Source organism: Dehalococcoides sp. (assembly GCF_041654235.1).
In the GTDB taxonomy this organism is placed as follows: Bacteria; Chloroflexota; Dehalococcoidia; order Dehalococcoidales; family Dehalococcoidaceae; genus Dehalococcoides; species Dehalococcoides mccartyi_B.
The window spans coordinates 1-22,597 of the sequence record NZ_JBAZDW010000012.1 but is presented as its reverse complement, the minus strand read 5'-3'; the positions used below and the strand labels follow the sequence as shown (position 1 = coordinate 22,597).

The following is a 22,597-nucleotide window of genomic DNA, read 5'->3' as shown; positions in this document are numbered from 1 at the left end:
CATTATGTAGCAAGAAAGCCGCTAAATCAAGAAGTATTTGTTTTGGCAGGATATACGGGATATAATGGCTTTTAGCTATGAAAGTGGAATGTGCATCCAATATCGGGTTTTGTTTTGGCGTACGCCGCGCTATAAACATACTGGAAAAAACGGCTTCCGAACGGGGCGGGGTGGAGACTCTGGGTGCTTTGGTGCATAACCAGCAGGTTTTAAACCGCCTTTCCGGTATGGGTGTACGGGTTGTAAAAAATATAGATGACATCAGCGGCTGTACTGTAGCTATTTCCTCCCACGGGGTAGGACCTGCGGTTCTGGCTGAGCTAAAATCCAAAGGGCTGGAAATAGTGGATACCACCTGTCCTTTCGTCAAACGGGCTCAGGTAGCCGCCAAACGCTTTCATGATGCAGGGTTTTTTACTGTAATTTACGGTGATGTAAACCACCCGGAGGTCAAGGGCATACTGGGTTGGGCGGGTGGAAACGGACTGGCTACCCTTAACCCGCAGGGATTAGATGATATCCCGGATTTATCCCGTTATATAGGCGTACTTTCTCAGACTACCCAGATACCCACCGGTTTCACTTCTTTTGTTAAAAATGTTATAGATCAGGCTCTGGTCAAAGATGCCGAAATTCGTATAGCCGATACCCTCTGCCACGATATCCGTGACCGGCAGGCGGCCGCTCTGGAACTGGCGGGACGGGTAGATCTGATGCTGGTTATCGGCGGGCACAACAGTGCCAATACCCGCCACCTGCTGGATTTATGCAAAACCGTATCCAACACCCATTTGATAGAGACTGCTTCAGAACTGCAAACTGACTGGTTAAAGGGGGTAAGCCGCATCGGCATTACTTCCGGGGCTTCCACTGATGAAACCACCATATCCGAAGTTTGTTCGTATCTGGATAGGCTTTCAGCCGGAGCTTAGCTTTAAATTAGCTTTGGCTTATGTTACAATCCACCTGTTATTTAGGAGGAACAAATGAAACGGGTTTTTTCCGGTGTCCGTCCCACAGGCCGTCTCCATCTGGGTAACTACCTTGGAGCGGTTAAGAACTATGTAGCTTTGCAGGACGATTACGAATGTATTTACTGCGTGGTAGACCTTCACGCCCTGACCACTCTGGAAGAAACTGCCACTTTGAAAGAAAATATATATGAGATGATGCTGGATTTGCTGGCTTCGGGGCTGGATCCTAAAAAGTGCATTCTCTTTGTCCAGTCTCAGGTACCGGAAATAAACGAACTCTTCACCCTGTTCGGCATGATTACTCCTTTAAGCTGGCTGCTTCGGGTGCCCACCTTTAAGGAAAAGGTAAAAATGCACCCTGACAATGTGAACTACGGTCTGGTGGGTTATCCGGTGCTTCAGGCGGCAGATATATCCCTTTACAAGGCGGATGTGGTGCCGGTGGGGGTAGACCAGCTGCCCCATTTGGAGCTTACCCGTGAAATAGTCCGCCGTTTCAATGAAAAGTTCGGCCAGACTTTTCCCGAGCCTCAGGCAAGGCTGACCAATTTCCCTACTGTGGTTGGTCTGGACGGCAAGGATAAAATGAGTAAGTCCCTCAACAACCATATTGAACTGGCTCTGTCAGAGGAAGAAACAGCCAAAAAAGTAATGAGTGCAGTTACCGACCCTGCCCGCCAGTACAAGACCGACCCCGGTCACCCGGATATTTGCAATGTTTACAAATTGCACAATTATTTCAGCCCGCAGGCGGTTGCCCAGATTACCGATGATTGCCAAAATGCCCGCATAGGCTGTGTCCAGTGCAAACGGGCTTTAGCCGAAGCTATCAACGCTTACCTGCGTCCCATTCGGGCAAAAAGAAGCGAACTGGCTAAAAACCCGGACGAGATTTACCGCATAATGGCAGACGGGGCGGAAAGAGCCGGAGTCATCGCCCGCCAGACGCTGGATGAGGTCCGTGAGAAAATGAATCTCCGCTAATCCAAACCGTTTGGTATCAGTTTATAAAACAAGCCCCGCCGAAAAGCGGGGCTTTAGTTTTGCCTAATGAAAGAAGTGCCTACATCTGCGGGCAGTTGTGTTTTAAAAAGTGGCGGAAACGTTTCATGGCCTCTTCAATATCCTTCAGGGAGGTAGCGTAACAACAGCGGAGGTAACCTTCGCCGCTCTCACCAAAGGCAGTACCGGGTACAGCTGCCACTTTTTCTTCCATAAGCAGTTTTTCAGCAAATTCGTTCGAACTCAGTCCGGTTTTTCGCACTGAAGGGAAGGTGTAAAAAGCCCCTTTGGGCTCAAAACAGGACAAACCCATATCGTTGAAATTTTTTACTATAAAACGGCGTCTGCGGTCATATTCCTCTACCATCAGACGGACATCATCCTGACCGTTCCTCAAGGCCTCTAGGGCGGCTTTCTGGGCGGCAATAGGGGCGCAGAGCATGGTGTGCTGGTGAATCTTGGTCATGGCCTGAATAATAGCGGCCGGGCCTACTGCATAACCAATCCGCCAGCCGGTCATGGCATAGGTCTTGGAAAAACCGTTGATAATAACACTGCGTTCCCGCATACCCGGCAGAGTGGCAAAGCAGGTATGTTCAAAACCGGAGTAGATAATCTTGTCATATATCTCGTCAGATACCACCAGCAGGTTCTTCTCGCAGGCCAGCTTGGCAATCTCGGCCAGTTTGGCCTTGGGCATAACCGCCCCAGTGGGATTTGAAGGGTAACCCAGCAGAATAGAGCGGGTCTTGGGGGTAATTCTGGGGGCTATATCGGCCGCACTTATCTCAAAATTATTAGCTTCAAAGGTGGGTATCTGTACCGGGTTGCCGTATGACATAAAGACGCAGGAAGGATAGGCTACATAAGCCGGGTCTGTCATCAGTACTTCATCACCGGGGTTCAGGGTAGCCCGCATAACCAGGTCCAGAGCCTCGCTTGAGCCCACTGTTATTAATACCTCGGTTTCAGGGTTGTACTCCAGCCCATAGGTCTGGTAAAGGTATTTGGATATTTCCTGACGGAGTTCCAAAAGCCCGGCGTTAGAGGTATACATGGTATATCCCTTTTCCAGAGCATAAATGGCAGATTCGCGGATATGCCAGGGGGTAGTAAAGTCAGGTTCGCCCACACCCAGAGATATCGCTCCGCTACCCATCTTGGCGGCCAGGTCAAAGAATTTGCGTATGCCGGAGGGCTTGAGCTCTTTGGCTCTGTCAGAGATAAAACCTTTGTCCGTTCCCACCTGTGATGTCATAGCATAAACCTCTGAATCTTTATTAAAGGACTACCGGTTCACGTTTAATATCATCATTGCCGTCAATTATTTCGCCATCTTCTTTGTAGCGCTTCAGCAGAAAATGGGTAACCGCTCCCTGTACGCCTTCGATAGGAGCCAGTTTTTGGGCTACGAAGTTGGCCACCAGCTGCATGGTCTTGCCGCCTACCATTACCAGCAGGTCATAAGTGCCTGAAAGCAGGTAGCATGAGCGAACCTCCGGATAGCGGTAAATCCTCTCTGCAATAGCGTCAAATCCCACATCTCTCTGGGGGCTGACCTTGACCTCTATCAGGGCAAAAACCTGTTCGGCACCCAGTTTTTCCCAATTGATAACGGTTTTGTATTTGAGGATAGTTTTATCAGCTTCAGCCTGTTTTATTTCACGGCTGATTTCCCCTTCGGGCAGGCCGGTCATGCAGGCCAGTCTGTCAGGTGTGATTCGGGAGTCATTTTCCAGGATTTTCAAAATGTCACTAAGCATTATTTTCTCCTGTTTATGGTAGGGTTATTATAACAGATATATTTAAATGTAAAAAATACTCCTGTTGATTATTCCTGTCAAAAAAATGCCCCTTTGCTTTTATAGGCAGAGGGGCATTAGGTGACGGTAATATTATTTTAGGGCAGGGTGGTTACTATTCTTTCACGGTTGAGAAAGCGGGTCAGGTAAGTGGAAATACCCAAAAGCAGCAAAGCTACTCCGGCTACTATGCCTACCAGAGTCCACTGAGCATCAATATTGCTGGCAAGGCCAATACCTGCGCCCATCAGCCCGAACATTGGTACAAACACAATCAGGTTTAAAATCCGGTATTCTTTAAGCCCCACGTACAGGTTTAAAAAACCCATCAGGTTTACAAAACCCAAAATAACCAGCGGGGTTACAAACAGTACCTGAATAAATATCGCCAGCGAGGGCAGTATAAACTCCCCGTTTTCAAGGCCGGTACGGACAATGGGTATTAAAACAGCCAGCAGGACAAACGGGTAGGTGGAAGCACTTACTCCCAGTACTTTTCCCAGCAGAATATCCCGCAGGCTGAGAGGGGTGCACATCAGGCTTTCAATAGTGCGGGTGTATTTTTCCATCACGAATGCCTGGCTGAGAAACATATAAGACATAAAGGCGCTTATCATAATGGACAGGTAAAAGACTACTCCGTTTAAGGATAAACCCAGACCTGTTTGGCTGGATAGGTTGTTGGAATAAAGGAAACCGAACAGCAGCGGCATGATGAGAGCCTGAATAAGCATGCCCTTGTTGCTAAAGTTATCCCGCATTTCTTTTTTAGCTACGGTCAGTATATTTTTCATTACTTGGTCTCCTGTTTCATAGTCTCCAGATATATTTCTTCCAGAGATCGCTTTAGCTTACGTACCTCTTCCAGCTGGATATTGTGACCGGCCAGATAGGTGATTATCTTTGGGGTATCTACGCCTTCAGCCGGGGTCAGGGTCAGGCCTTCCTGTGTGCGGTGAATATCAACCGCCAGTTTGGCGGAAACAAGCAGTTTTTCAGCCTGCTCAATATCAGCAGTGTTACTGAATGAAAGTTCCATACCGGGTTGGCGGTTTTTCCTGTCCAGATTGGTCAGGCTATCCCAAGCCAGTAGTTTACCGCCCTTTATAATGGCTACTTTATTGCAGATACGCTGAACTTCGTCCAGATCGTGCGAATTCAGGAAAATAGTCATATTGCCCTCGCGGGAGAGGGACAGGATAAGGTCACGGAAGCTTTTCTGGGCTTCAGGGTCAAGGCCGGAAGCCGGTTCATCCAGAAATAGCACCTCCGGTTTGTGCATAATAGCCTTGGCCAGAGCCAGTTTACGCTTCATGCCCTTGGAAAATTTGCCGGCTGGGTCATTTCGGCGTTCGCTCAGGTTAAAAAATTCCAGTAGTTCATTTATGCGGGCTTCGCGGTTGGGTATCCGGTAAATATCCGCGAAATACCGCAGGTTTTCGTAGGCACTCAGGCGGTCATAGATGCCGTCTACCTCCAGCAGGACACCTACATTGCTTCGGGCGGTATCATCTTTAGCCAGATTTTTGCCATTCAGAGTTGCCTTACCGCTAGATGGGTTTAACAGCCCCAGAATGATTCTCATGGTAGTGGTTTTCCCGGCACCGTTGGGGCCCAGAAAACCGAATATTTCCCCCGGGGCGACACTGAATGTGATATTATCCAGCACCGTTTTGTCCTTAAAGACTTTGCTAAGGTTGTTTACTTCTATCATTGCCCTTCCTGTTCAGTGTTATATACAAATATTTCTTCTATAGGTGTTTCAAAAAGGGAGGCTATTTTGAAAGCCAGCTCCAGAGAAGGGGAATACTTACCCCGTTCTATAGAAATAACTGTCTGGCGGGTAATGCCCAGTTTGTCTGCCAGTTCTTCCTGAGTGAGGCTGTTTATAGCTCTTAACACCTTAAGTTTATTTTGCATGTTGTCTACATTTTACTGCGGTAGTAAAGATTTGCCAGGTCATACAGCAAAATAAAAAATAATGCCATGCCCACGAGTAGCCAGTACTCGGGGGAAGATGCCGCATCTTCATTTATCATCAGGTATATCAGGGGTGCTATACCTACTACCGGGCCGAAAATACGGATAGTGAAGCCGGCGGCCTTTTCCTGAATGCGATACTGGCGTTCATCTGCCAATACGCCCCGTACTTGGCTTTTTAGAAATACACTCAGCCCAATAAAGATAGGCACTATCAGAAGCCCGAAGAGATATGCGCCGCTGGCTGTTGCCCACCCTATGCCAATACCCATTATTACCGACAGCAGAATGACCAGATAGCGGAAATTTTTAATACTCATAGATTGGTATTGTAAAATTACATATTCAAAATGTCAAGGTAGCTATACATTATGAAATTTGGTATATAAACATAAAGCGGCTGTTTACCAGCCGCTTTATTATTCATCTTGAGAAGTCTGGTTCTAAATACCGCGTCCCTGTTTGCGGGCGGCAATATCCAGAATACCCCCTATGACCAGCCCGGTGATTATCCCTATGGCAATACCGGCAGCCATATCACTCAGCACAAATCCCAACCCCGCACCTATGACCAAGCCCAAAGCCAGCCAGATGCCTATGTTTTCACCCGGGGGTGTTAACTTGTGTTTATTTTGCAGGTGAAGTACCGCACCGTTCAAGGTGTTGAAATAAGATTCCTCGTCATTCTGGGTAACGGGTTTGTTACTCAGGGTTTTTAGGCAGGCAGTCAGGGCATGGCGGAACATGCTGCAATCCTTGCAGTTTTGTCCGAAGCTATCCATCTGGTAAAGGACGGTTTTAAGCCATTTCAGACGGTACTTCTTAATTTCCTTTGGGCTAAGGCTTGCTTCCAGTTTTGCAACAGTATCACTGCTGGTTTGGTACCACTCGCTTGGTTGCTTAATCATGGATTTCCCAACCTCTCTATAACCGGGGCGTTTCCTTGTGCCAGGTGGTAGCGCACTGGAAAGCATGAGCTATGCGCATGATAGTCTGGTCAGCAAAGGGCTTGCCTATAATTTGTAAACCAACCGGTAAACCGTCTACGAAACCAGCCGGTATGCTTACCGCGGGCAAGCCGGCAATATTTATGGGAATGGTGCAGGTGTCACACATATACATCTCAAAAGGGTCATTCAGTTTTTCACCGATACTGAAGGGTAGGTTGGGGGTGGTTGGGGTTATCAGGGCGTCATACTTTTCAAAGGCGTTGTTAAATTCCTGGCTTATCAAAGTGCGTACCTTCTGGGCTTTGACATACCATGCGTCATAATAGCCGGCAGAAAGAGCATAAGTACCTATCATAATGCGGCGTTTCACCTCAGACCCGAAACCTTTGGCACGGGTTTTTTCCATCGCTTCCCACATGTTTTCGGTTTGATTGTAAGAGTAGCCGTATTTTACCCCGTCATAGCGTGACAGATTGGCGGATGCTTCAGAGGGTGCCAGTATGTAATAAACTGCCAGTGCGTATGGAGTGTGGGGCAGAGATACCTCGCGGTCTATGCTTGCACCCAGACCCGAAAGTACGCCCAGGGCGTCATTTATCTTTTCGGTGATATCCGGCCGCATATTCTGGCTGAAATATTCTTTGGGCACACCCAGCTTAAACCCCTTTATATTCCCGTCAAGGCCGCTGCTGAAATCAGGAACAGTTTGCGGGACAGAGGTGGAGTCACGGTCGTCAAAGCCGGCAATGGCATTCATTACCAAAGCGCAATCCATTGCATCTTTGGTAAAAGGCCCTATCTGGTCAAGTGAGCTGGCAAAGGCTACCAGCCCGTAGCGGCTTACCATGCCATAGCTGGGTTTATACCCGGTAACACTGCAGAAGCTGGCCGGCTGGCGGATAGAACCGCCGGTATCCGAACCCAATGAAAATACAGCTTCTGAAGCGGCCACACAGGCTGCCGAACCGCCCGAAGAACCGCCAGGGACTTTATCGGTATTCCATGGGTTGCGGGTGGTAAAGTAGGCTGAGTTTTCAGTGGAAGAACCCATGGCAAACTCATCCATGTTGGTTTTACCCAGCAAAACCGCCCCTTCTTTCGCCAGTTTATCCACCACGTGGGCGTTATAAGGGGGTACAAAGTTTTCCAGCATTTTAGATGAACAGGTAGTCCGGATGCCCTTGGTGCATAGTACGTCTTTCAGGGCCATGGGTATACCCGTAAGAGGGCGGATATCCCCCTGTTTGATAGCTTTGTCTGCCGCTTCAGCCTGTGACAGGGCGGTTTCCGGGCAAACAGTCATAAAGGCCTTTATTTCAGGTTCAAGTTTCTCAATCCGCTCAAGGTGGGCTTTGGTAAGTTCGGCTGATGATATCTTGCGGTCTTTGAGCAACTTGTGGGACTGGGCAATAGTCAGTTTAACTAAATCCGTCATTATTCCATCACCGCCCGTATCCGTACGTAATCACCCTCACGTCTGGGGGCATTTGAAAGTATGTCTTCTCGGGCGTATGAAGATTTTATAATATCTTCTTTAAGTACGCTTTTAACCGGGGTGGACTGAGAGGTGGGTTCCACACCGGTGGTATCCACCTGCTGTAACACCTCAAAATGCTCCAGCAAAGCTGAAAGCTCTTTGCTCAGGCGGTTTATTTCGTCTTCCTCAAGCCCCAGTCTGGCCAAGCGGGCAATGTGGAGTACGTCTTCACGATTTAGCTTCATAATATCCCCCGTTTACAAGTCCCCAGATTATAACACTGCCGCCAAATGCGGGCAACAAAGGTCCCCTTTAGCTGTATTAAGGGGAAGGTGTTGTTGATATAATAGGGTATGAATATCCGCTTGGTCTGGACTGTATTTACTACGCTGTTAGAAGGAGTTGGCATTGCCTTCTTGGGTTTGTGGTTGCTGCCGCAGATAGATTTCCAACTGCCGCTTTGGGTTATACTCCTTGCCGAAGCTGTGCTGCTGGTTTCATCAGTATATTTTTATCATGTGGGTACGGTTACTCTGGACCAGAAACCCCGTACCGGGTCGGAGACTATTATCGGCAGCAGTGCCGTAGTGGTGGAAAGCGTAAACCCGAAGGGTATGATACGGCTGGATGGAGAGCTTTGGGAGGCGGTCACTTCTGGCGTGTCTATACCCCGCGGAGGGGAAGTGGTGGTAGTCGGGCGGGATAAAATGCGTCTTTGGGTGAAACCCAAATAGATGCGTTCTTTCGCTAAAATCCGCCAAGATGTTATAATGGCGGCAGGTTCAGGCAGGTCTCAGGAAAAGGGGGCTTGGCATGGATAATAATAATCCGGTTAAAAAACTGATACTGGGGTTTAACAGTAATCTCTGCCGGTGTAAAAAATGTCCCAGTTACCCGGGACATAAAGACAAGGTGGTCTACTGTGAGCGGGCTAAAAGCCCGTATATGGTTAAAAAGATAAGCTGCCTTTGCCCCAAGTGCCGGGTATGGAAGCTGAACCGTTTTGCGGAAACATATTATTGTGCCAGCGGGGCGGCACCGTTATCCCGTATTTAAGCGGCATTTTCAAGAGAGGTGTCAAAATAGAGATAATTCCGGCAATAGATATTTTAGGCGGAAGGTGTGTTCGCCTTTTTCAAGGTGATTATGCTCAGGAGACAGTGTATTCGTCAGATCCGGTGGGTACAGCCATGCGCTGGCAGTCGCTGGGTGCTCCCCGCCTGCACGTGGTGGATTTAGATGGTGCTGCTGATGGACAAAGCGTAAACTTTGAGCTTATAAAAGAAATAGCCAACTCCGCTCTTATACCGGTGGAAGTGGGCGGCGGTATCCGCAGTATGGAGACGGTAAAGAAACTGCTTGTAGCCGGGGTTGACCGGGTAATACTGGGTACGGCGGCAGTGGAAAACCCTGAACTGGTTAAAGAAATATGTGCCAGATATGCTGATTCGGTAGCCGTAAGTATAGACGCAAGGAACGGCAAAGTGGCAACCCGGGGTTGGGTCACCAATACAGAAATAGATGCTTTGGAACTAGCCCGAAGTATGAAAAAACTGGGTATCAGGCGTTTTATTTATACCGATATTAGCCGTGACGGCACCCTAAGCGAACCTAATTTTGCGGCTATACGTGACCTTATTTCAGCTATCAATGTACCGGTTATAGCCTCCGGTGGTGTTTCCAGCCTGAGCCACTTACGTCTTCTCAAAGATATAGGTGCAGAAGGCGCTATTGTGGGCAAGGCCATATACACCGGTGACCTGAATCTTAAGCGGGCATTTGAAGATCTGTCCTAGCTCAGGCTATAAATCCGTTTCGTACATCAGGTAATGGCTTGGGGTCATGCCCAATTCGGCATAGGTGGTCTGGGCGCGTTTATTTTCTTTTTCCACATATAAACGCAGTCCGCAGACATTACCTGCCTCTTTGGCTTGCTCTGTCAGACTTTCATACATAGCCCGAAAGATGCCTTTGCGGCGGAATTCGGGCTTTATATATACACTCTGAACCCACCAGTAGAGTTTATTCCGCCAGTCACTCCATTCGTAGGTAACCATCAGCGAACCGGCAACTTCTCCGTTATATTCAGCCATCAGGTAAAAGCCATAGGCGGGGTTTTCTAAAAGTGCGGCTGCCCCTTTCAGGGTAATATCCTTATCCAGTAGCCTGTTTTCAGTTTCCAGCGCCATAGCTGTGTTAAAATCTGCAAGCGTATTCATATCTTCACTGGTTACCCTGCGGATGCAAAGCGACTTCTCCAAAATGTACCCCCTGTGTTTTAATGGCAGCCTATCCCAAAGTTTTATAGCACTTACAAGATGCACTTTAATTCAATTCCTGATAAAATAACATTTTATACGCAAAAATAAAAATGGGAGATAATGCATTCTAATGGAACTTAAACTGGACGACAAGGGTCTTATAGCCGCCATAGTACAGGACGTGAAGGACGGCACAGTACTGATGCTGGGTTATATGAATACCGAATCCTTTAAACTCACTCAGGAAACCGGCAGTGTCTGGTTTTACAGCCGCAGCCGCCAGGAACTCTGGAACAAAGGCGCCACCTCCGGCAACAAGCTCATTGTCAAAGAAATGTACCTTGACTGTGACAATGACGCCGTGCTGGTAAAGGCTGAACCTATGGGACCCACCTGCCACACCGGCAACCGCAGCTGCTTTTTCAAAACTGTAGAGCTTAAGTAGCCGCTTCGCATTCGGGGCAGGCTTTTTGGGGAATATAATCGGGGTTGTCCATCTCTACTGTCTTTTTCAGGGCAGTGATGGCAACCTCGATTTGTTTTATATCCGGCGGGCGGGTGGTGAGTGACTGCAAAGCCAGACCGGGTTTAATTAAAAAGTGGACTATCGGGTTATGGCAGTGTCCGGCACTGAAACGGGTGAATTCATAACTCAAAGCTGCAATCACCGGTACCAGAATTATCCGTGAAGCGAACATAACAGCAAAAGATGGCTTGCCTATCAGGCTGAATACCAGTATGGCTATCACCATCACCGCCAGCAGAAAGCTGGTACCGCACCGCAGGTGAGCGGTAGGGTAAGATTGTATTTCGGCTGCCCGTTCTATCTCAAGCGGCACGCCGGCTTCAAAGGCATTAATGGTTGCATGTTCCGCCCCGTGGTAGCCGAAAACCCGTTTAATATCCGGCGTCAGGGTAACCAGCTTTATATAAATGACAAATATTATCAGTCTTACCAGACCTTCAATCAGATTGAACAAAACGGCGGATTCCAGAAAGGAACTCATCAGATTGGTTATAAACAGGGGGGCCAGAAAGAAAAGGGCTACGCTGGAACCCAGTGATACCAGCAGCATCAGCCACAAAAGCCCGCCTGAAAGTTCTTCTTCCTCTTCTTTAAGAGCTATGTTTGCCGAATATATAAGGCTCTGAATACCCAGAACCATGCTTTCAATGAGTACAATCGCCCCCCGAATAATGGGCATTTTGCGCCACTTGCTGGTATAAAGCGAATGCAGCGGCCTGATTTCGGTAGTTATTTCGCCGTCGGGGTTGCGTACAGCCGTGACCAGATTTTTCTGGCCGCGCATCATGACCCCTTCAAGTACTGCCTGTCCGCCGTAATAAAATTTATCTGCCAATATTCCACTCCGTCATAAACAAAAAGGAGCGGCTTTTAATACCGCTCCTTTTATTATTACCTTTTTAACTGGTGCTTGCTTAGGTTTTGCTGCCGTAGCGCTGGCGGAATTTCTCCACCCGTCCGGCGGTATCAACCATTCTTTTCTCACCGGTGTAGAAGGGGTGGCACTGGGCACAAAGTTCCACCTTGATATTGTCCTTGGTAGAACCCACTGTAAAAGTGTTGCCGCAGGCACAACTTACGTTGGTGGCGGTATTATATTTAGGGTGTATTTTTTCCTTCATACGGCATTAGTCAGCAACTACGCTGACTTTCCTCCTGTCATTAGTGGTAGGCTCAAACTTTACCACACCTTCGCAAGTGGCAAAGATGGTATAGTCACGTCCCAGCCCCACATTTTCACCGGGGTGAATATGAGTGCCCCTCTGGCGGACAATAATAGTCCCGGAGTTCACTTTTTCACCGGCAAAACGTTTAACACCCAGCATTTTGGGCTTGCTATCACGTCCGTTCTTTGTAGAACCCGCACCTTTTTTATGCGCCATCTGTAGTTACCTCGTTTGTTTTCTTGGCTCTGGGCTTGCGGGCAGGCTTTTCGGCAGCCCCGCCGGTCAGAATTTCACCTATCGTTAGTACAGTGTACAGCTGGCGATGGCCCATTTTCTTGTGGTTACGGGTTTTGGCCTTGAAGCGGTAAGCAAAGACCTTGTCACCCTTGATATGGCCGGCAACAGTGGCTGTTACCTTGGCACCCGAAATAGTGGGGGAACCTATAGTAACGGTCTCACCGTCATTAAGCATCAGAACCTTGTCCAGTTCAATGCTGTCACCCTCAGCCAGATCAAGTAAATCTACTTCAACCAGCTGACCGGGCGTTACCTTGTATTGTTTTCCACCGGATTCAATTATGGCGTAAATGTTGACACCTCCCAAAAGCAAAGCAATATTATACAGTAGAATATATTAAAACGCAAAGCCGCTAGGCTTTTAAACAAAACCTTCTAAAAATAATATGTTTAGATATGCTTGTCAAGAACCTCTGCGAAATCTGCCCCTATAATTTAGCCTAAAACCGCCAAATAAGCAAAATATTCTTTGAAGGCCTATACATTTCTGTTGGCGTGTGGAGTTATACTCAAAGTATCAGGCGAAGGAGGGGCAAAATGACTAACAGGGTTTTTGTCACTGGAGGCAGTGGGTTTGTGGGGAGGCATTTATTGCCCAGACTGGCTGAAAACGGCTTTAAAATTCGTCTGTTGGTTATGAATGAAACTGAGGCCAACCGGGTAAAAACTCCCGGAGTGGAGTTTGTTTATGGTACGGTTAATGACTTGCCGGTGCTGATGGATAGTCTGAAAGATGTTTTTGCCATAATTCATCTGGTGGCAATACTTCGTGAAAATAAAAATGCCACCTTTGCAGAGGTAAATATAGAGGGCACAAAAAATATACTGGCGGCCGCTACCGAAAACGGGGTAAAAAGATTTATTCATATGGGTATACTGGGTGCCAGTGCGGATCCCCGTTTTACTTATCTCCATTCCAAATATCTGGCTGAAGAAGCTGTCAGGCATTCGGGTCTGGGTTACAGTATCTTAAAGCCTTCGGTTATGTTCGGGCCGGGGGCAGGATTTATAAATGCCCTTATTCGTTCGTTCAAACCCTATCCGTTTATTGCCCCGGTAGCCGGAAACGGAAAAACCCGCCTTCAGCCTATTTGGGTGGAGGACGTAGTTAGCTGCCTGTTGAAAATGCTGGAGGGTGAAAAAATACACCAGAGCGTACAGATTGGCGGACCTCAGATATTTACCTATGATCAGGTACTTTCAGCCGTGATGCAGGCTATGCGGATAAAAAAGCCCCGTTTGCATGTACCTGTGGGGTTAATGCGTCCGCTGGTTTGGCTGATGGAACGTGCAAGTTCTAATCCGCCTATTACCATGCCGGAATTGAAAGCCCTGTCAGTAGACAATATAACTGTTGAGGATGCTGTAAAGAGAGAATTTGGCTTTGACCCCAAACCTCTTTCAGAAGGGCTTGATTACCTTAAGCCAGCTCCAGCCGTTCCTTAGCCAGTAGCTGAACGCAGGCTTTCAGGTCTTCAAAACGGCAGTTGTTGTTTACTACAACGCTGGCATATTTGAGGCGTTCATTGTCGGTGGCTTGTGACTGAATTCGGGCTATAGCCTGTTCACGGCTTAGTCCCATGCGGCTATGCAGCCGCTTGAAGATGCTTTCTTTGGGGGCGGTAATAAGCCAGACTTCGTTTACCAGCTTTAGCCAGCCTGCTTCCACCAGTAAAGGGGCTTCAATGGCGACTGATTTTATGCCTTTTTGGCGGTACTCTTCCAGCAGGGAAGAAATGGCTTGTTCTATCAGGGGGTGGGTAATTTTGTTCAGCCGTTCCAGCCTTTCGGGATAACCGAAAACCAGCTCACCCAGTATCTTGCGGTTGATATTTCCGTCAGGGTTCATTACCTCGTTGCCGAATACATCTGTTATCTTGGTACGGATACCCTTATTCTGCAGTACGCGGTGGCCAATCTCGTCGGCGTCAATGATATTTACCCCAAGTTCTTTTAAATAACGGCAAACTGTAGTCTTGCCACTGCCGATACCACCGGTAATGCCTACAATTTTCATTGAATTAGTCTAGTCTTTTAAAAAAATCAGGTCAAGTAAATTCCTGACTGAAATACTTTCAGATACCTGAAATAGATTTCTCTGTTTCAAAGGCTATCCGCTCTTTGTCTAAGTATCTGCCCTCAAAACTAAGACACTCTTTATCTGTAAATACGTATGCATACTAATTGTGGGGTTTAAGCCCCTATGGGATATTGAAGAAGGTTGGCACTTCCTCAATGAATGGTGAATTTGCCACCGGGAGGTGATTTATGAAGACCAAAAATTTGACCATGCCTGAAAGGGAGATGCTGGCAGGAATACTTAAAAACTATATCGGTGAGCTTCGGGTGGAGATAATCCATACCGAAACAGATACCTATAAAAAAGCCCTGCACGCCAGGGAGAAAATACTATTCGGCATACTTCGCAAACTGGAGTCAGCCGTTACCGAAGACAATCCTGAATTGCCGCTGGCTAAAAAGGCTTCCTGACAGGCTCTAAATCTGATTCTCTTGTTATCTGTATATGCAGGGGTGACTGGCTGTCTTTGGTTTGCTTCTGTCCAAACCGGCACCTGTCTGAAAGGCAAGGAGTTTTTTGGGCAGATAGTCGTGCTTAAATACGATTTCTTTCCCTGTCTGCCGCTGCTTGGGTGAGATTGGCAGTATCCCGAGCTGCACCTTCATATATCCGTCTCCCGAACTGATTATGGGAAATAACGGGAATATTTCTGCCTGATTATTGTGGAAACAGGGCTGAACGGGTAAAGTAATAGGTATATGAATCTGACTTTATCTTTGGCGGCTTCTCTGGAAGAGCTTCAAGCTCACCGAAGGGTTGATTATGTTGCGGCCAGAGTTCGTTTGCACCCTGATGCAGACAGTTGCGTCAGGGAGTTTAAAGGGGCATTTCTGATATATGACGGGGCTGAATCACCGGTAAACCGGGTGATGTGTCTGGGGTTGAAAGAAGCCCTGCTTGAGGAAGACCTGCCTGGCATAGAGGAATTTTATGCCGTACATGGTCTTAAAGCCATGCTGGATGTATGCCCGCTGGTAGAAGAAAATATGGTTTATATACTGGGCAAGCGGGGGTACACGGTTTATCAGTTTGACAGTGTACTGGTACATGAGGTCAGCAGTTTTCAACTTGAGATAAAAGAGCCGCCGGGTATAGTTATCTGGCCGGTAAACAAAAATAACTATCTTACCTGGCTGGAGGTGGTTAGCCACGGTTTCTCCTCTGCAGAGTCAGATTTGATGTCCATGCAGTCTATCTGCGAGCCAAATTACCATAGCCGTAATTCTTCGGCCTATCTGGCCTATCTGGACGGCAAACCGGCCGGGGGTGGGGTATTGTATGTTCGGGGGCATATGGCTGAATTAGGGGGAGATGCCACTTTGCCGGATTTCCGCCGCCGGGGGGTTCAAACTGCCCTTATCCAGCACCGCATGAAAATAGCCCGCAAAATGGGTGTCCGCCAAATGATATTTGTATCTGCACCGGGCAATTCATCAGAGCGTAATGCCCGCCGGGCGGGTTTTGAAATGGCTTACAGCCGGACGCTCCTGCTTCAGCCCTGAAGCAACAAATCAGTAAAAGCCGTAAGCTTTTCCGGCAGCGAGGTATTCCGGCTGGCTTCTTTAGGTGTTTTGGCCAGCAGTTCCAAACTGCCGAGGTATTTCATATGGCAGACCTCGGCGTATTGTTTCAGGTTCAGCAGAGCTTGGCCTATGCCTTCCTCAGCCACCGCTACTCCGCCCATTTTTTTGCCTTGCAGGCTTGGCCAGACGGGGCAGGTGCGGTCTATGAAGTTTTTCGTCAGCCCGCTAAGCATCTCAAAATAGACCGGCGTGCCCAGTACTATTATATCCGCCTGTTTCAGTTGTTCCAGCAGTTCGGGCATATCGTCTTTCTGTTTGCAGATACCCTGTTGGCTTTTCGTGCGTGTTTCGCAGGCCAGACAGCCCGTACAGAAGCAGATATTGCACTTTCTGAGCAGTATCAGACAGGTATCTGCCCCGGCTTTTTTAAGCAGTTTGGATAAACTTTCCAGTATATATTCGGTGTTGCCTTTTCGGGGTGAACCGCTTATTAAAACTATCTTTATCTTAGTATTCATTTCGTACCTGTTTCAGCTTTGAAGATGCTATTTAATACCATTTTCCGTATGTGTATGTCCAGTATTATTTGAGACTTATACGTTGACAGCTTTATCCCGCAGTCATACAATGGCAGAAATCATTTTAAGGAAACGAGGCTTGGCCCATGTTTCTGGATAACGTAAAAATCAGGTCTGACAGATTTCCGGATACCGGTGTTTACCCCTTTAATCTGGACGTATTGCATAAGACCCCTCAGATAGTTTTGGACAAATCGGTCACCTTTTTCATCGGGGAAAACGGCAGCGGCAAATCTACTTTGCTCAGGGCTATCTGCCGCAAGGCCGGGGTACATATCTGGGAGGATACCAGCCGCCTGACACTGGATAATAACCCCTATGCAGACTGTTTGTCAGACTATCTGGAGCTTGGCTTGCCTCAGGGCGGGGTTAAGGGCTCATTTTTTGATTCGCGCACCTTTCAAGACTTTACCCGTTTTCTGGATGAATGGGCGGCGGCTTCGCCGGATATTCTGAAATACTTTGGAGGGGATTCCCTTACCAACCGTTCCCATGGCCAGTCTTTGATGAAATATTTTGAATCCCGTTACAAGGTTAGGGGGCTGTATTTTATGGACGAGCCCGAAACTGCCCTGTCACCCAAAAGCCAACTCATGCTGTTAAAACTTCTGAGTCAGGCGTCAAGTTCTGACCATAACCAGTTTATTATTGTCAGCCATTCGCCTATCCTGCTGGCCTGTCCGGGTGCTTCCATATACACGTTTGATACCGCACCTGTTTCCCCAATAGGGTATTACGATACCCAGTACTACCGCATCTACCGTGATTTCCTGAATAACCCGGAGTCTTTCTTGGCTGCTGACAATAATATAGATTAAAAATCTGTTCGGGGTTTAACTTAATACCTGACCTGCAGGGGTGGGCAATTGGATTAAGGCGGTTTGTCTGGGGTGTTCTGATAAAATCTAAAAGACAACAGGCCGGAAACGCATTTGGGCTAATATGAATTTGGGATGGATGGCCTTAAAAGGCAAGATAAAATTTGACTTGGCAATAAAACGATAAATAGTATTGCCAAAACAGAATAATTCTGTCATAATTTATCAATCTTGATTCAGGGTAGCTTAAATCCCCTGAAAGTTTAAAAATTGATATACGTGGTTGGTCCTGCCGGGGGAAATCAGGGTGCTGTCGGTTGAGGCGCCGAACGGCTTAATTATCATCCAGGTCCCCTCCCGTGGGCGGAGCCCTGAGCGTAATCGGGCTAGCGGCAGGACCAGCATATATTTTAAAGAGGTGTGAAGACCTCTTTTTTTGTTTTAGACTGGTGTTACCCCTTTATGACTGTCATGAACTTGGCATAGGTAATCAGGCCGCCGCTGCGCAAAGTGCCATGTTGGGAAATTTCAGCATATGTGAATGACATGGACGCAGTAGTTGCTGTAAAGCCTTCTTCATCTCCCTGTTGAACATAGGCTGTAATTATCGCATATCTGTCCGGTGGCAGGTTGAATGAGGGTGCGGTGAAGCTGATATAACCCTTGGAGTCTGTATACTTAATCTGGCGGTCATGGAAATATACATTGCTGCCGCCGGCATCCAGCACATCTGTCATGAATATAACCATAACAGGGTAAACATAAGCCCCTGTTACTGTGACTACTCTGGTTTGAAGTGTCAGCTGGCATCTAATCTCTTGGGTAGTATCATCGGTATTGGAATCATCACCCCCCAGATTCAGGTGGATATCCTCCAGTCCTATACCGTCACATCCGGTAATTAGAGTGAAAAGGCATATCAGGCTCAGGATAAGGCTCAGGGTTTTGGTTTTCATGGTTTTGCCGCCTTTATTCTTAGTCTTAGGGTTATTGTAACCACCCCAAAACCCATATGGCAACAAAAATATTTAAAAACTCTTGACAAGCCCCTCTATTTGCCTATTTTCCGCCTGAGCAGGGTTTCAAATTCAGTGCGGTTTTCAGCGGGTATGCTATCCACTGGGATAGGGAATGTTATTAAGGCATTTATTTTTAAATAATAAAAATGTTTTTGTTTTCTCCATTTTTTAAAGGCTGTCCAGTTTATTATCCCTGAACCGGTGGCGGAAGTATGATGAATTCCATCTTCTTCAAAGATCATTTTTTCAGTAGCGCCGGAATTTTTCATTGCTCTTTTGAGCATAAAAATATATATGGCATAAATGTAGATAATTAAGAAAACCAAGGCACCAAGTATAATTTCGGTGTATTGAGGTTCTCCCTGCCAAATATTCATACCAATAGCTACTATCGCTAAACTCAAAACAACTATGCCCCAGATTTTTAGTTTTTCAATCAGATAAGTACGCAGGTGTTTTTTGTCCAGTGCGTATTCAATTTGTGTCAATGTTTTTTACTCCTTATCTATCAGCGGCAAGGGTATATTGGTATATTATTACCCTGATGTCCTGAAATAACAATATCTTCAGTATCTTTTATTTGCAGAATTTTAATCTTGTACGTGCTAAAATGAAGTAATATAGGACAAGCTGGAAGGGGAGGATATATGCCGTCTCTAGATGTGGTAAGCACGGTAGACATGCAAGCCATGGATAACGCCGTAAATAATGCCAAGCGTGACCTTGGCAACCGTTATGATTTTAAAAACTCCAAATACGAACTGGAACTGAACCGCAAAGATAAGGCCATAGAGATAGTTGCCGAAGATGAGTTTAAGCTGAAGGCTGTTATTGAAACCCTGATTCAGCAGTGTGTCCGCTTCAAGCTGGACAGCAAGTGTCTGGATATTGCAGATTCTCATACCGTCTCACTGGGTGCCGCCAAAACCGAAATCAAAATAAAAGACGGTCTAACCAAAGAGACTGCTTCCAAAATAACCAAGTTCATCAAGTCTACCAAGCTTAAGCTGGACTCTGCCATTCAGGGCGAACAGATACGCATAACCGGCAAGCAGATAGATGACCTGCAGGAGATAATGCGTCTTCTTAGTGAACAGGACTTTGACGTGCCCCTGCAATATGTAAATATGAAACGCTGAAGTTCTATATCCCTAATCAAGAAAAGCCCGCCTTAAAAGCGGGCTTTATTGTTTAAAGAGGAGTATTTCGGGGGATATTTGAGTTGAAAGCTTACTTTTTCTTGTCCAGAAAATCCCTTATTTTATAGGTAAGGTCAGCTATGTGGTTATTCAGTTCCACCATATCATCTTCAGACAGTTCGGCATGGAGCAGGCTAAACCAGGTTTCGCCGCTTAGTCCCACCAGTGCATAGTCATCCAGGGTTTCTCTGGTGCCGTCTTTGTAGTTTATGGTAAGGTATGCCACTTCTTTTTTGGTTCCGCTTATTTTAAGCATTTCTCTCCTCCCATAGAAAAAGCCCCCCGGTATTCTTTCGGAAGGCTTTTTAGCTTTAGAATTGGTAGCGGGGATAGGATTCGAACCTATGGCCTTCGGGTTATGAGCCCGACGAGCTACCACTGCTCCACCCCGCGTCAATATGCTCAGATAGTATAGTAACAATACTCCGCAAAGTCAAACGCAATAAAGGGTATCACCTCAGTTTAGCCGGTCTGACAGCCACCGGAAAAGTATGGGCGGGCTTGGGGAAATTGCTGAATTATTTAACGGCGGATAGCTTGGTTAGGGATTATATAGTGATGGGTTTTGAGGCATTTAAAAAAATACAGGTATAGTGTAGACTAAGACGTTTAGATATGTCTTGGTTTTTTGCAGCTCTACTGGCCACTGCTCTTTTGAGCATGGTGAATATTCTGGACGGGCATCTTCTCCAAAAAAGATTTCCCAGTCTAAAAGCCTTTATCCTGCCGGTAGGGCTTCTGATGATGAGCTACAACATCCCGCTGTCTTTCATGTTCCCTTTTGCCGAAGGTACTCCCCCTGATATTATCGCGCTGGCTTTTGCGGCCGGTGCTCTGCGGGCTTGTTCTGTTTACATAATGCTGTTTGCTTTGAAGACTGAAGAAGTTTCGCGGGTGATACCCATATATTATTCTTACCCCATTTTTGTAAGCCTTATGGCAGTGCCTTTGCTGGGCGAAAGCATAGGTTTACTTAGGTGGCTGGCTATATTGGCGGTAGTGGGGGGTGTAATACTGGTTTCCGCCCGAAGAAACGGCACTGGCAGGTCGTTTCGCCTCAGCCAGACTACAGTTTTGCTCATATTGGCCGGGTTGCTTATATCCGGGTCTGACATTATCAATAAACACGTGCTGGATGTGATTACCTTCTGGAACGGTTACTGGGTGAGCAGTATATGTTTAGCCATTGTTCTGCTGGCGGTATCTTTCCGCAGGAGTGTTTTTACCGAACTTAAAGGGATTACAAAGCCGATACTCTGTTACTTACTGATAATATTGGATGAGCTTGTTCTGTTTGGGGGTATGCTGCTTCTGCTCTGGTCTATCCAGCATGGCCCTATTTCGCTGGTGTCGGCTATTTCCAGTGCCCGCCCCTTGTTTGTGCTAGTGTACGCCTTCCTATTGGTTCGGCTGATACCGGGTTTTCTGCTGGAATGGCCTGCGGGTAGAAGGCTGCGGATACTTCAGATAGGCGGGGTGGTTTTAACCGTAAGCGGCATTGCGGTCATGAACCTTTTCAGTTAACTCTTGTTCAGGCTAACCTTAAAGCTGTATTTTTTCTCAGGGTGGGGTGTTATAATTTAGCCGAAGGAGCAAATATGCACGAAGCCTTGCTCTACCAAAAGATGCCAAACGGAGTAATCCGCTGTCATACCTGCCAGTGGAATTGCCGTATAAATCCCAATCACTTGGGTGTTTGTCAGGTTTATCAAAATATAAACGGTTCTCTTTTTAGTCTGAATTACGGGCGTACCTCCTCGGTGGCGGTAGATCCCATAGAGAAAAAACCGCTTTATCATTTCTATCCCGGCAGTCAGGTATTTTCACTGGGCAGCTGGGGATGCAACTTTCATTGTACCGGTTGCCAAAACTGGGAGATTGCCTGCCCTGATACTTACGAAAGACTGTTCAGCTCCCGAACCCTTCTGCCCGAACAGGCTGTAAGCATGGCCAGAGAACACCACTGCCAGGGTATCGCCTTTACTTATAATGAACCTACGGTTTGGTTTGAATATACGCTGGATTGTGCCCGTTTAGCCAAAAATAACGGGCTTTATACGGTATATGTAACCAATGGTTATATGACCGCGGATGCGCTGGATACTATTGGCCCGTATATGGACGCTTTCAGGGTGGATATAAAGGGTTTCAAGGCGGATACCTATAAAAAGCTATCCAAAATCCAGCATTGGGAAAAGATACTGGCTACCACCGAAAGGGCCAAGTCCCAGTGGGGCATGCACGTGGAAGTGGTAACAAATATTATTCCCACCTATAATGATGACCCTGAACAGCTTACCGGGATAGCCCGCTGGATAAAAACCCGTCTGGGAGAGCTTACTCCCTGGCACGTCACCCGTTTTTATCCCTGCCGGGATATGCTGGATGTTCCTCCAACGCCTGTTGAGACACTGGAAAAAGCAGTGGAAATAGGTCAGGGGGAAGGGCTGAAATATGTATACATGGGGAATGTGCCCGGACACAAAAGCGAGACTACCTGCTGCCCCAAATGCGGGCAGGTACTTATCCGCCGCCATGGTTATGATACTGAAATATGCGGACTGGATAATGATCATTGCCGGCACTGCCGGTCAAAGCTTTATATCCGGCTTTCCTCCCCGACGGAAGGTGAATAATGTTAAGACAAGCGTCTGCGGCAGGACGTTATTATCCGGCCAGCAAAGAAAAAATCCGTTCGGTTATAACCCCTATGGAAGTGAAAGGGATTGCTAAGGAACGGTATTTGGGTGCGGTTATGCCCCATGCCGGCTATCCGTATTCAGGGGGAGTCGCCATGGCGGTAGGCTCCCGTTTAGACCTGCCTGAAACCGCTATCATACTTGGCCCCAGCCATACGGGCATAGGGGCGGAATATGCCATTATGGCTTCAGGCATTTGGCAGACCCCCATGGGAGAGGTGGAAATAGACTCTCCGCTGGCACACT

The 22,597-nt window shown here is 47.2% G+C and carries 33 protein-coding genes and 1 tRNA gene; 14 read left to right on the top strand and 20 right to left on the bottom strand.

Annotation, left to right across the window (positions count from 1 at the left end; all coding sequences use genetic code 11):
- Positions 1-77: 77 nt before the first annotated feature.
- Together ispH and trpS are read left to right on the top strand one after the other, a co-directional pair.
- A complete protein-coding gene (gene ispH, locus WC259_RS02780) occupies positions 78-932 on the top strand; it encodes a 4-hydroxy-3-methylbut-2-enyl diphosphate reductase (protein WP_015407195.1) in 855 nt (284 codons plus the stop codon).
- A gap of 54 nt (positions 933-986) precedes the next feature.
- On the top strand, positions 987-1,958 hold the full coding sequence (gene trpS / locus WC259_RS02775) for a tryptophan--tRNA ligase (RefSeq protein WP_012984471.1): 972 nt from the start codon (positions 987-989) through the stop codon (positions 1,956-1,958).
- Between the two features lie 79 nt (positions 1,959-2,037).
- Here the strand turns inward: trpS and WC259_RS02770 are convergent, their stop codons facing one another.
- The 9 genes from WC259_RS02770 to gatC all read right to left on the bottom strand — a co-directional run bounded on the left by WC259_RS02770 (position 2,038) and on the right by gatC (position 8,430).
- Positions 2,038-3,234: an aminotransferase class I/II-fold pyridoxal phosphate-dependent enzyme gene (locus WC259_RS02770; protein WP_012984470.1), complete on the bottom strand. Its 1,197-nt coding sequence runs from the start codon at positions 3,232-3,234 to the stop codon at positions 2,038-2,040.
- A gap of 22 nt (positions 3,235-3,256) precedes the next feature.
- Positions 3,257-3,739 carry an Lrp/AsnC family transcriptional regulator gene (locus WC259_RS02765; RefSeq protein WP_011309699.1) on the bottom strand — a complete coding sequence of 161 codons (483 nt, stop codon included), beginning with the start codon at positions 3,737-3,739 and terminating at the stop codon, positions 3,257-3,259.
- A 137-nt stretch (positions 3,740-3,876) separates the two neighbouring features.
- Positions 3,877-4,572: an ABC transporter permease gene (locus WC259_RS02760; RefSeq protein ID WP_015407194.1), complete on the bottom strand. Its 696-nt coding sequence runs from the start codon at positions 4,570-4,572 to the stop codon at positions 3,877-3,879.
- Entirely contained in the window at positions 4,572-5,492 is a 921-nt protein-coding gene (locus tag WC259_RS02755; protein ID WP_015407193.1) for an ABC transporter ATP-binding protein, read from the bottom strand. Before WC259_RS02755 ends, WC259_RS02760 begins: the two co-directional genes overlap by 1 nt.
- Positions 5,489-5,698, bottom strand: a complete 210-nt coding sequence (locus WC259_RS02750; RefSeq protein WP_011309696.1) for a helix-turn-helix transcriptional regulator — start codon at positions 5,696-5,698, stop codon at positions 5,489-5,491. The genes WC259_RS02755 and WC259_RS02750 overlap by 4 nt, the downstream gene beginning before the upstream one ends.
- Before the next feature lie 5 nt (positions 5,699-5,703).
- The gene (locus tag WC259_RS02745) at positions 5,704-6,078 is read right to left on the bottom strand and encodes a DUF2178 domain-containing protein (protein ID WP_011309695.1); all 375 of its coding nucleotides are present in this window, start codon (positions 6,076-6,078) and stop codon (positions 5,704-5,706) included.
- Between the two features lie 123 nt (positions 6,079-6,201).
- On the bottom strand, positions 6,202-6,666 hold the full coding sequence (locus WC259_RS02740; protein ID WP_011309694.1) for a hypothetical protein: 465 nt from the start codon (positions 6,664-6,666) through the stop codon (positions 6,202-6,204).
- 16 nt (positions 6,667-6,682) lie between these two features.
- Entirely contained in the window at positions 6,683-8,143 is a 1,461-nt protein-coding gene (gene gatA, locus WC259_RS02735) for an Asp-tRNA(Asn)/Glu-tRNA(Gln) amidotransferase subunit GatA (protein WP_015407192.1), read from the bottom strand.
- The gene (gatC, locus tag WC259_RS02730) at positions 8,143-8,430 is read right to left on the bottom strand and encodes an Asp-tRNA(Asn)/Glu-tRNA(Gln) amidotransferase subunit GatC (RefSeq protein ID WP_015407191.1); all 288 of its coding nucleotides are present in this window, start codon (positions 8,428-8,430) and stop codon (positions 8,143-8,145) included. The genes gatA and gatC overlap by 1 nt, the downstream gene beginning before the upstream one ends.
- 171 nt (positions 8,431-8,601) lie before the next feature.
- Between gatC and WC259_RS02725 the strand changes: the two genes are divergently transcribed.
- The 3 genes from WC259_RS02725 (at position 8,602) to hisA (ending at position 9,981) form a co-directional block, all read left to right on the top strand.
- Positions 8,602-8,919, top strand: a complete 318-nt coding sequence (locus tag WC259_RS02725) for an NfeD family protein (RefSeq protein ID WP_227028523.1) — start codon at positions 8,602-8,604, stop codon at positions 8,917-8,919.
- Between the two features lie 79 nt (positions 8,920-8,998).
- Positions 8,999-9,241 (top strand): DUF2769 domain-containing protein, encoded by a 243-nt coding sequence (locus WC259_RS02720; protein ID WP_015407190.1) that lies wholly within the window; start codon positions 8,999-9,001, stop codon positions 9,239-9,241.
- On the top strand, positions 9,205-9,981 hold the full coding sequence (gene hisA / locus WC259_RS02715; protein ID WP_012034103.1) for a 1-(5-phosphoribosyl)-5-[(5-phosphoribosylamino)methylideneamino]imidazole-4-carboxamide isomerase: 777 nt from the start codon (positions 9,205-9,207) through the stop codon (positions 9,979-9,981). Before WC259_RS02720 ends, hisA begins: the two co-directional genes overlap by 37 nt.
- 6 nt (positions 9,982-9,987) lie before the next feature.
- Here hisA and WC259_RS02710 read toward each other — a convergent pair whose 3' ends face one another.
- Positions 9,988-10,446, bottom strand: coding sequence for a GNAT family N-acetyltransferase (locus WC259_RS02710; protein WP_011309688.1), 459 nt, complete (start codon positions 10,444-10,446; stop codon positions 9,988-9,990).
- A 130-nt stretch (positions 10,447-10,576) separates the two neighbouring features.
- On the opposite strand from WC259_RS02710, the gene hisI reads away from it, so the two are divergent.
- Positions 10,577-10,891 carry a phosphoribosyl-AMP cyclohydrolase gene (gene hisI, locus WC259_RS02705; RefSeq protein WP_011309687.1) on the top strand — a complete coding sequence of 105 codons (315 nt, stop codon included), beginning with the start codon at positions 10,577-10,579 and terminating at the stop codon, positions 10,889-10,891.
- On the opposite strand, the gene WC259_RS02700 is transcribed toward hisI, so the two are convergent.
- The 4 genes from WC259_RS02700 to rplU form a co-directional block, all read right to left on the bottom strand.
- On the bottom strand, positions 10,884-11,807 hold the full coding sequence (locus WC259_RS02700; protein WP_011309686.1) for a DUF1385 domain-containing protein: 924 nt from the start codon (positions 11,805-11,807) through the stop codon (positions 10,884-10,886). The genes hisI and WC259_RS02700 overlap by 8 nt on opposite strands.
- A gap of 79 nt (positions 11,808-11,886) precedes the next feature.
- Entirely contained in the window at positions 11,887-12,093 is a 207-nt protein-coding gene (gene rpmE / locus WC259_RS02695) for a 50S ribosomal protein L31 (RefSeq protein ID WP_012034100.1), read from the bottom strand.
- 6 nt (positions 12,094-12,099) lie between these two features.
- Positions 12,100-12,354, bottom strand: coding sequence for a 50S ribosomal protein L27 (rpmA, locus tag WC259_RS02690; protein WP_011309684.1), 255 nt, complete (start codon positions 12,352-12,354; stop codon positions 12,100-12,102).
- Positions 12,344-12,742 (bottom strand): 50S ribosomal protein L21, encoded by a 399-nt coding sequence (rplU, locus tag WC259_RS02685; RefSeq protein WP_011309683.1) that lies wholly within the window; start codon positions 12,740-12,742, stop codon positions 12,344-12,346. Before rplU ends, rpmA begins: the two co-directional genes overlap by 11 nt.
- A 230-nt stretch (positions 12,743-12,972) precedes the next feature.
- On the opposite strand from rplU, the gene WC259_RS02680 reads away from it, so the two are divergent.
- Positions 12,973-13,881 (top strand): NAD-dependent epimerase/dehydratase family protein, encoded by a 909-nt coding sequence (locus WC259_RS02680; protein ID WP_011309682.1) that lies wholly within the window; start codon positions 12,973-12,975, stop codon positions 13,879-13,881.
- On the opposite strand, the gene coaE is transcribed toward WC259_RS02680, so the two are convergent.
- A complete protein-coding gene (gene coaE, locus WC259_RS02675) occupies positions 13,856-14,452 on the bottom strand; it encodes a dephospho-CoA kinase (protein WP_011309681.1) in 597 nt (198 codons plus the stop codon). The two genes, WC259_RS02680 and coaE, sit on opposite strands and share 26 nt — an antisense overlap.
- A 251-nt stretch (positions 14,453-14,703) precedes the next feature.
- Between coaE and WC259_RS02670 the strand changes: the two genes are divergently transcribed.
- Both WC259_RS02670 and WC259_RS02665 read left to right on the top strand, forming a co-directional pair.
- Positions 14,704-14,925, top strand: coding sequence for a hypothetical protein (locus WC259_RS02670; protein WP_011309680.1), 222 nt, complete (start codon positions 14,704-14,706; stop codon positions 14,923-14,925).
- Positions 14,926-15,213: 288 nt separating this feature from the next.
- The gene (locus WC259_RS02665) at positions 15,214-16,017 is read left to right on the top strand and encodes a GNAT family N-acetyltransferase (RefSeq protein ID WP_015407186.1); all 804 of its coding nucleotides are present in this window, start codon (positions 15,214-15,216) and stop codon (positions 16,015-16,017) included.
- Here WC259_RS02665 and WC259_RS02660 read toward each other — a convergent pair.
- The gene (locus tag WC259_RS02660) at positions 16,008-16,556 is read right to left on the bottom strand and encodes a flavodoxin family protein (protein WP_372643074.1); all 549 of its coding nucleotides are present in this window, start codon (positions 16,554-16,556) and stop codon (positions 16,008-16,010) included. The two genes, WC259_RS02665 and WC259_RS02660, sit on opposite strands and share 10 nt — an antisense overlap.
- Before the next feature lie 146 nt (positions 16,557-16,702).
- Here WC259_RS02660 and WC259_RS02655 point away from each other — a divergent pair, with 146 nt between their 5' ends.
- Positions 16,703-17,434, top strand: a complete 732-nt coding sequence (locus WC259_RS02655) for an AAA family ATPase (RefSeq protein WP_011309676.1) — start codon at positions 16,703-16,705, stop codon at positions 17,432-17,434.
- 452 nt (positions 17,435-17,886) lie between these two features.
- Here the strand turns inward: WC259_RS02655 and WC259_RS02650 are convergent, their stop codons facing one another.
- Both WC259_RS02650 and WC259_RS02645 read right to left on the bottom strand, forming a co-directional pair.
- A complete protein-coding gene (locus WC259_RS02650; RefSeq protein WP_226988224.1) occupies positions 17,887-18,390 on the bottom strand; it encodes a hypothetical protein in 504 nt (167 codons plus the stop codon).
- Between the two features lie 95 nt (positions 18,391-18,485).
- Complete coding sequence (locus tag WC259_RS02645; RefSeq protein ID WP_061977411.1) at positions 18,486-18,941, bottom strand: YcxB family protein; 456 nt, start codon at positions 18,939-18,941, stop codon at positions 18,486-18,488.
- A gap of 159 nt (positions 18,942-19,100) precedes the next feature.
- Between WC259_RS02645 and WC259_RS02640 the strand changes: the two genes are divergently transcribed.
- Positions 19,101-19,592: a YajQ family cyclic di-GMP-binding protein gene (locus tag WC259_RS02640; RefSeq protein ID WP_011309673.1), complete on the top strand. Its 492-nt coding sequence runs from the start codon at positions 19,101-19,103 to the stop codon at positions 19,590-19,592.
- 91 nt (positions 19,593-19,683) lie between these two features.
- Here the strand turns inward: WC259_RS02640 and WC259_RS02635 are convergent, their stop codons facing one another.
- Both WC259_RS02635 and WC259_RS02630 read right to left on the bottom strand, forming a co-directional pair.
- Positions 19,684-19,908 carry a hypothetical protein gene (locus WC259_RS02635; protein ID WP_011309672.1) on the bottom strand — a complete coding sequence of 75 codons (225 nt, stop codon included), beginning with the start codon at positions 19,906-19,908 and terminating at the stop codon, positions 19,684-19,686.
- A 62-nt stretch (positions 19,909-19,970) separates the two neighbouring features.
- Positions 19,971-20,045 (bottom strand) — tRNA-Met (locus WC259_RS02630).
- A gap of 222 nt (positions 20,046-20,267) precedes the next feature.
- Between WC259_RS02630 and WC259_RS02625 the strand changes: the two genes are divergently transcribed.
- From WC259_RS02625 to amrB, 3 genes are all read left to right on the top strand, one after another.
- Complete coding sequence (locus WC259_RS02625) at positions 20,268-21,176, top strand: DMT family transporter (protein ID WP_059280156.1); 909 nt, start codon at positions 20,268-20,270, stop codon at positions 21,174-21,176.
- A gap of 74 nt (positions 21,177-21,250) precedes the next feature.
- Positions 21,251-22,288: an AmmeMemoRadiSam system radical SAM enzyme gene (gene amrS, locus WC259_RS02620; protein WP_015407182.1), complete on the top strand. Its 1,038-nt coding sequence runs from the start codon at positions 21,251-21,253 to the stop codon at positions 22,286-22,288.
- The coding region (gene amrB / locus WC259_RS02615) for an AmmeMemoRadiSam system protein B (RefSeq protein ID WP_372643069.1) at positions 22,288-22,597 on the top strand (310 nt) is incomplete at its 3' end. The genes amrS and amrB, both read left to right, overlap by 1 nt.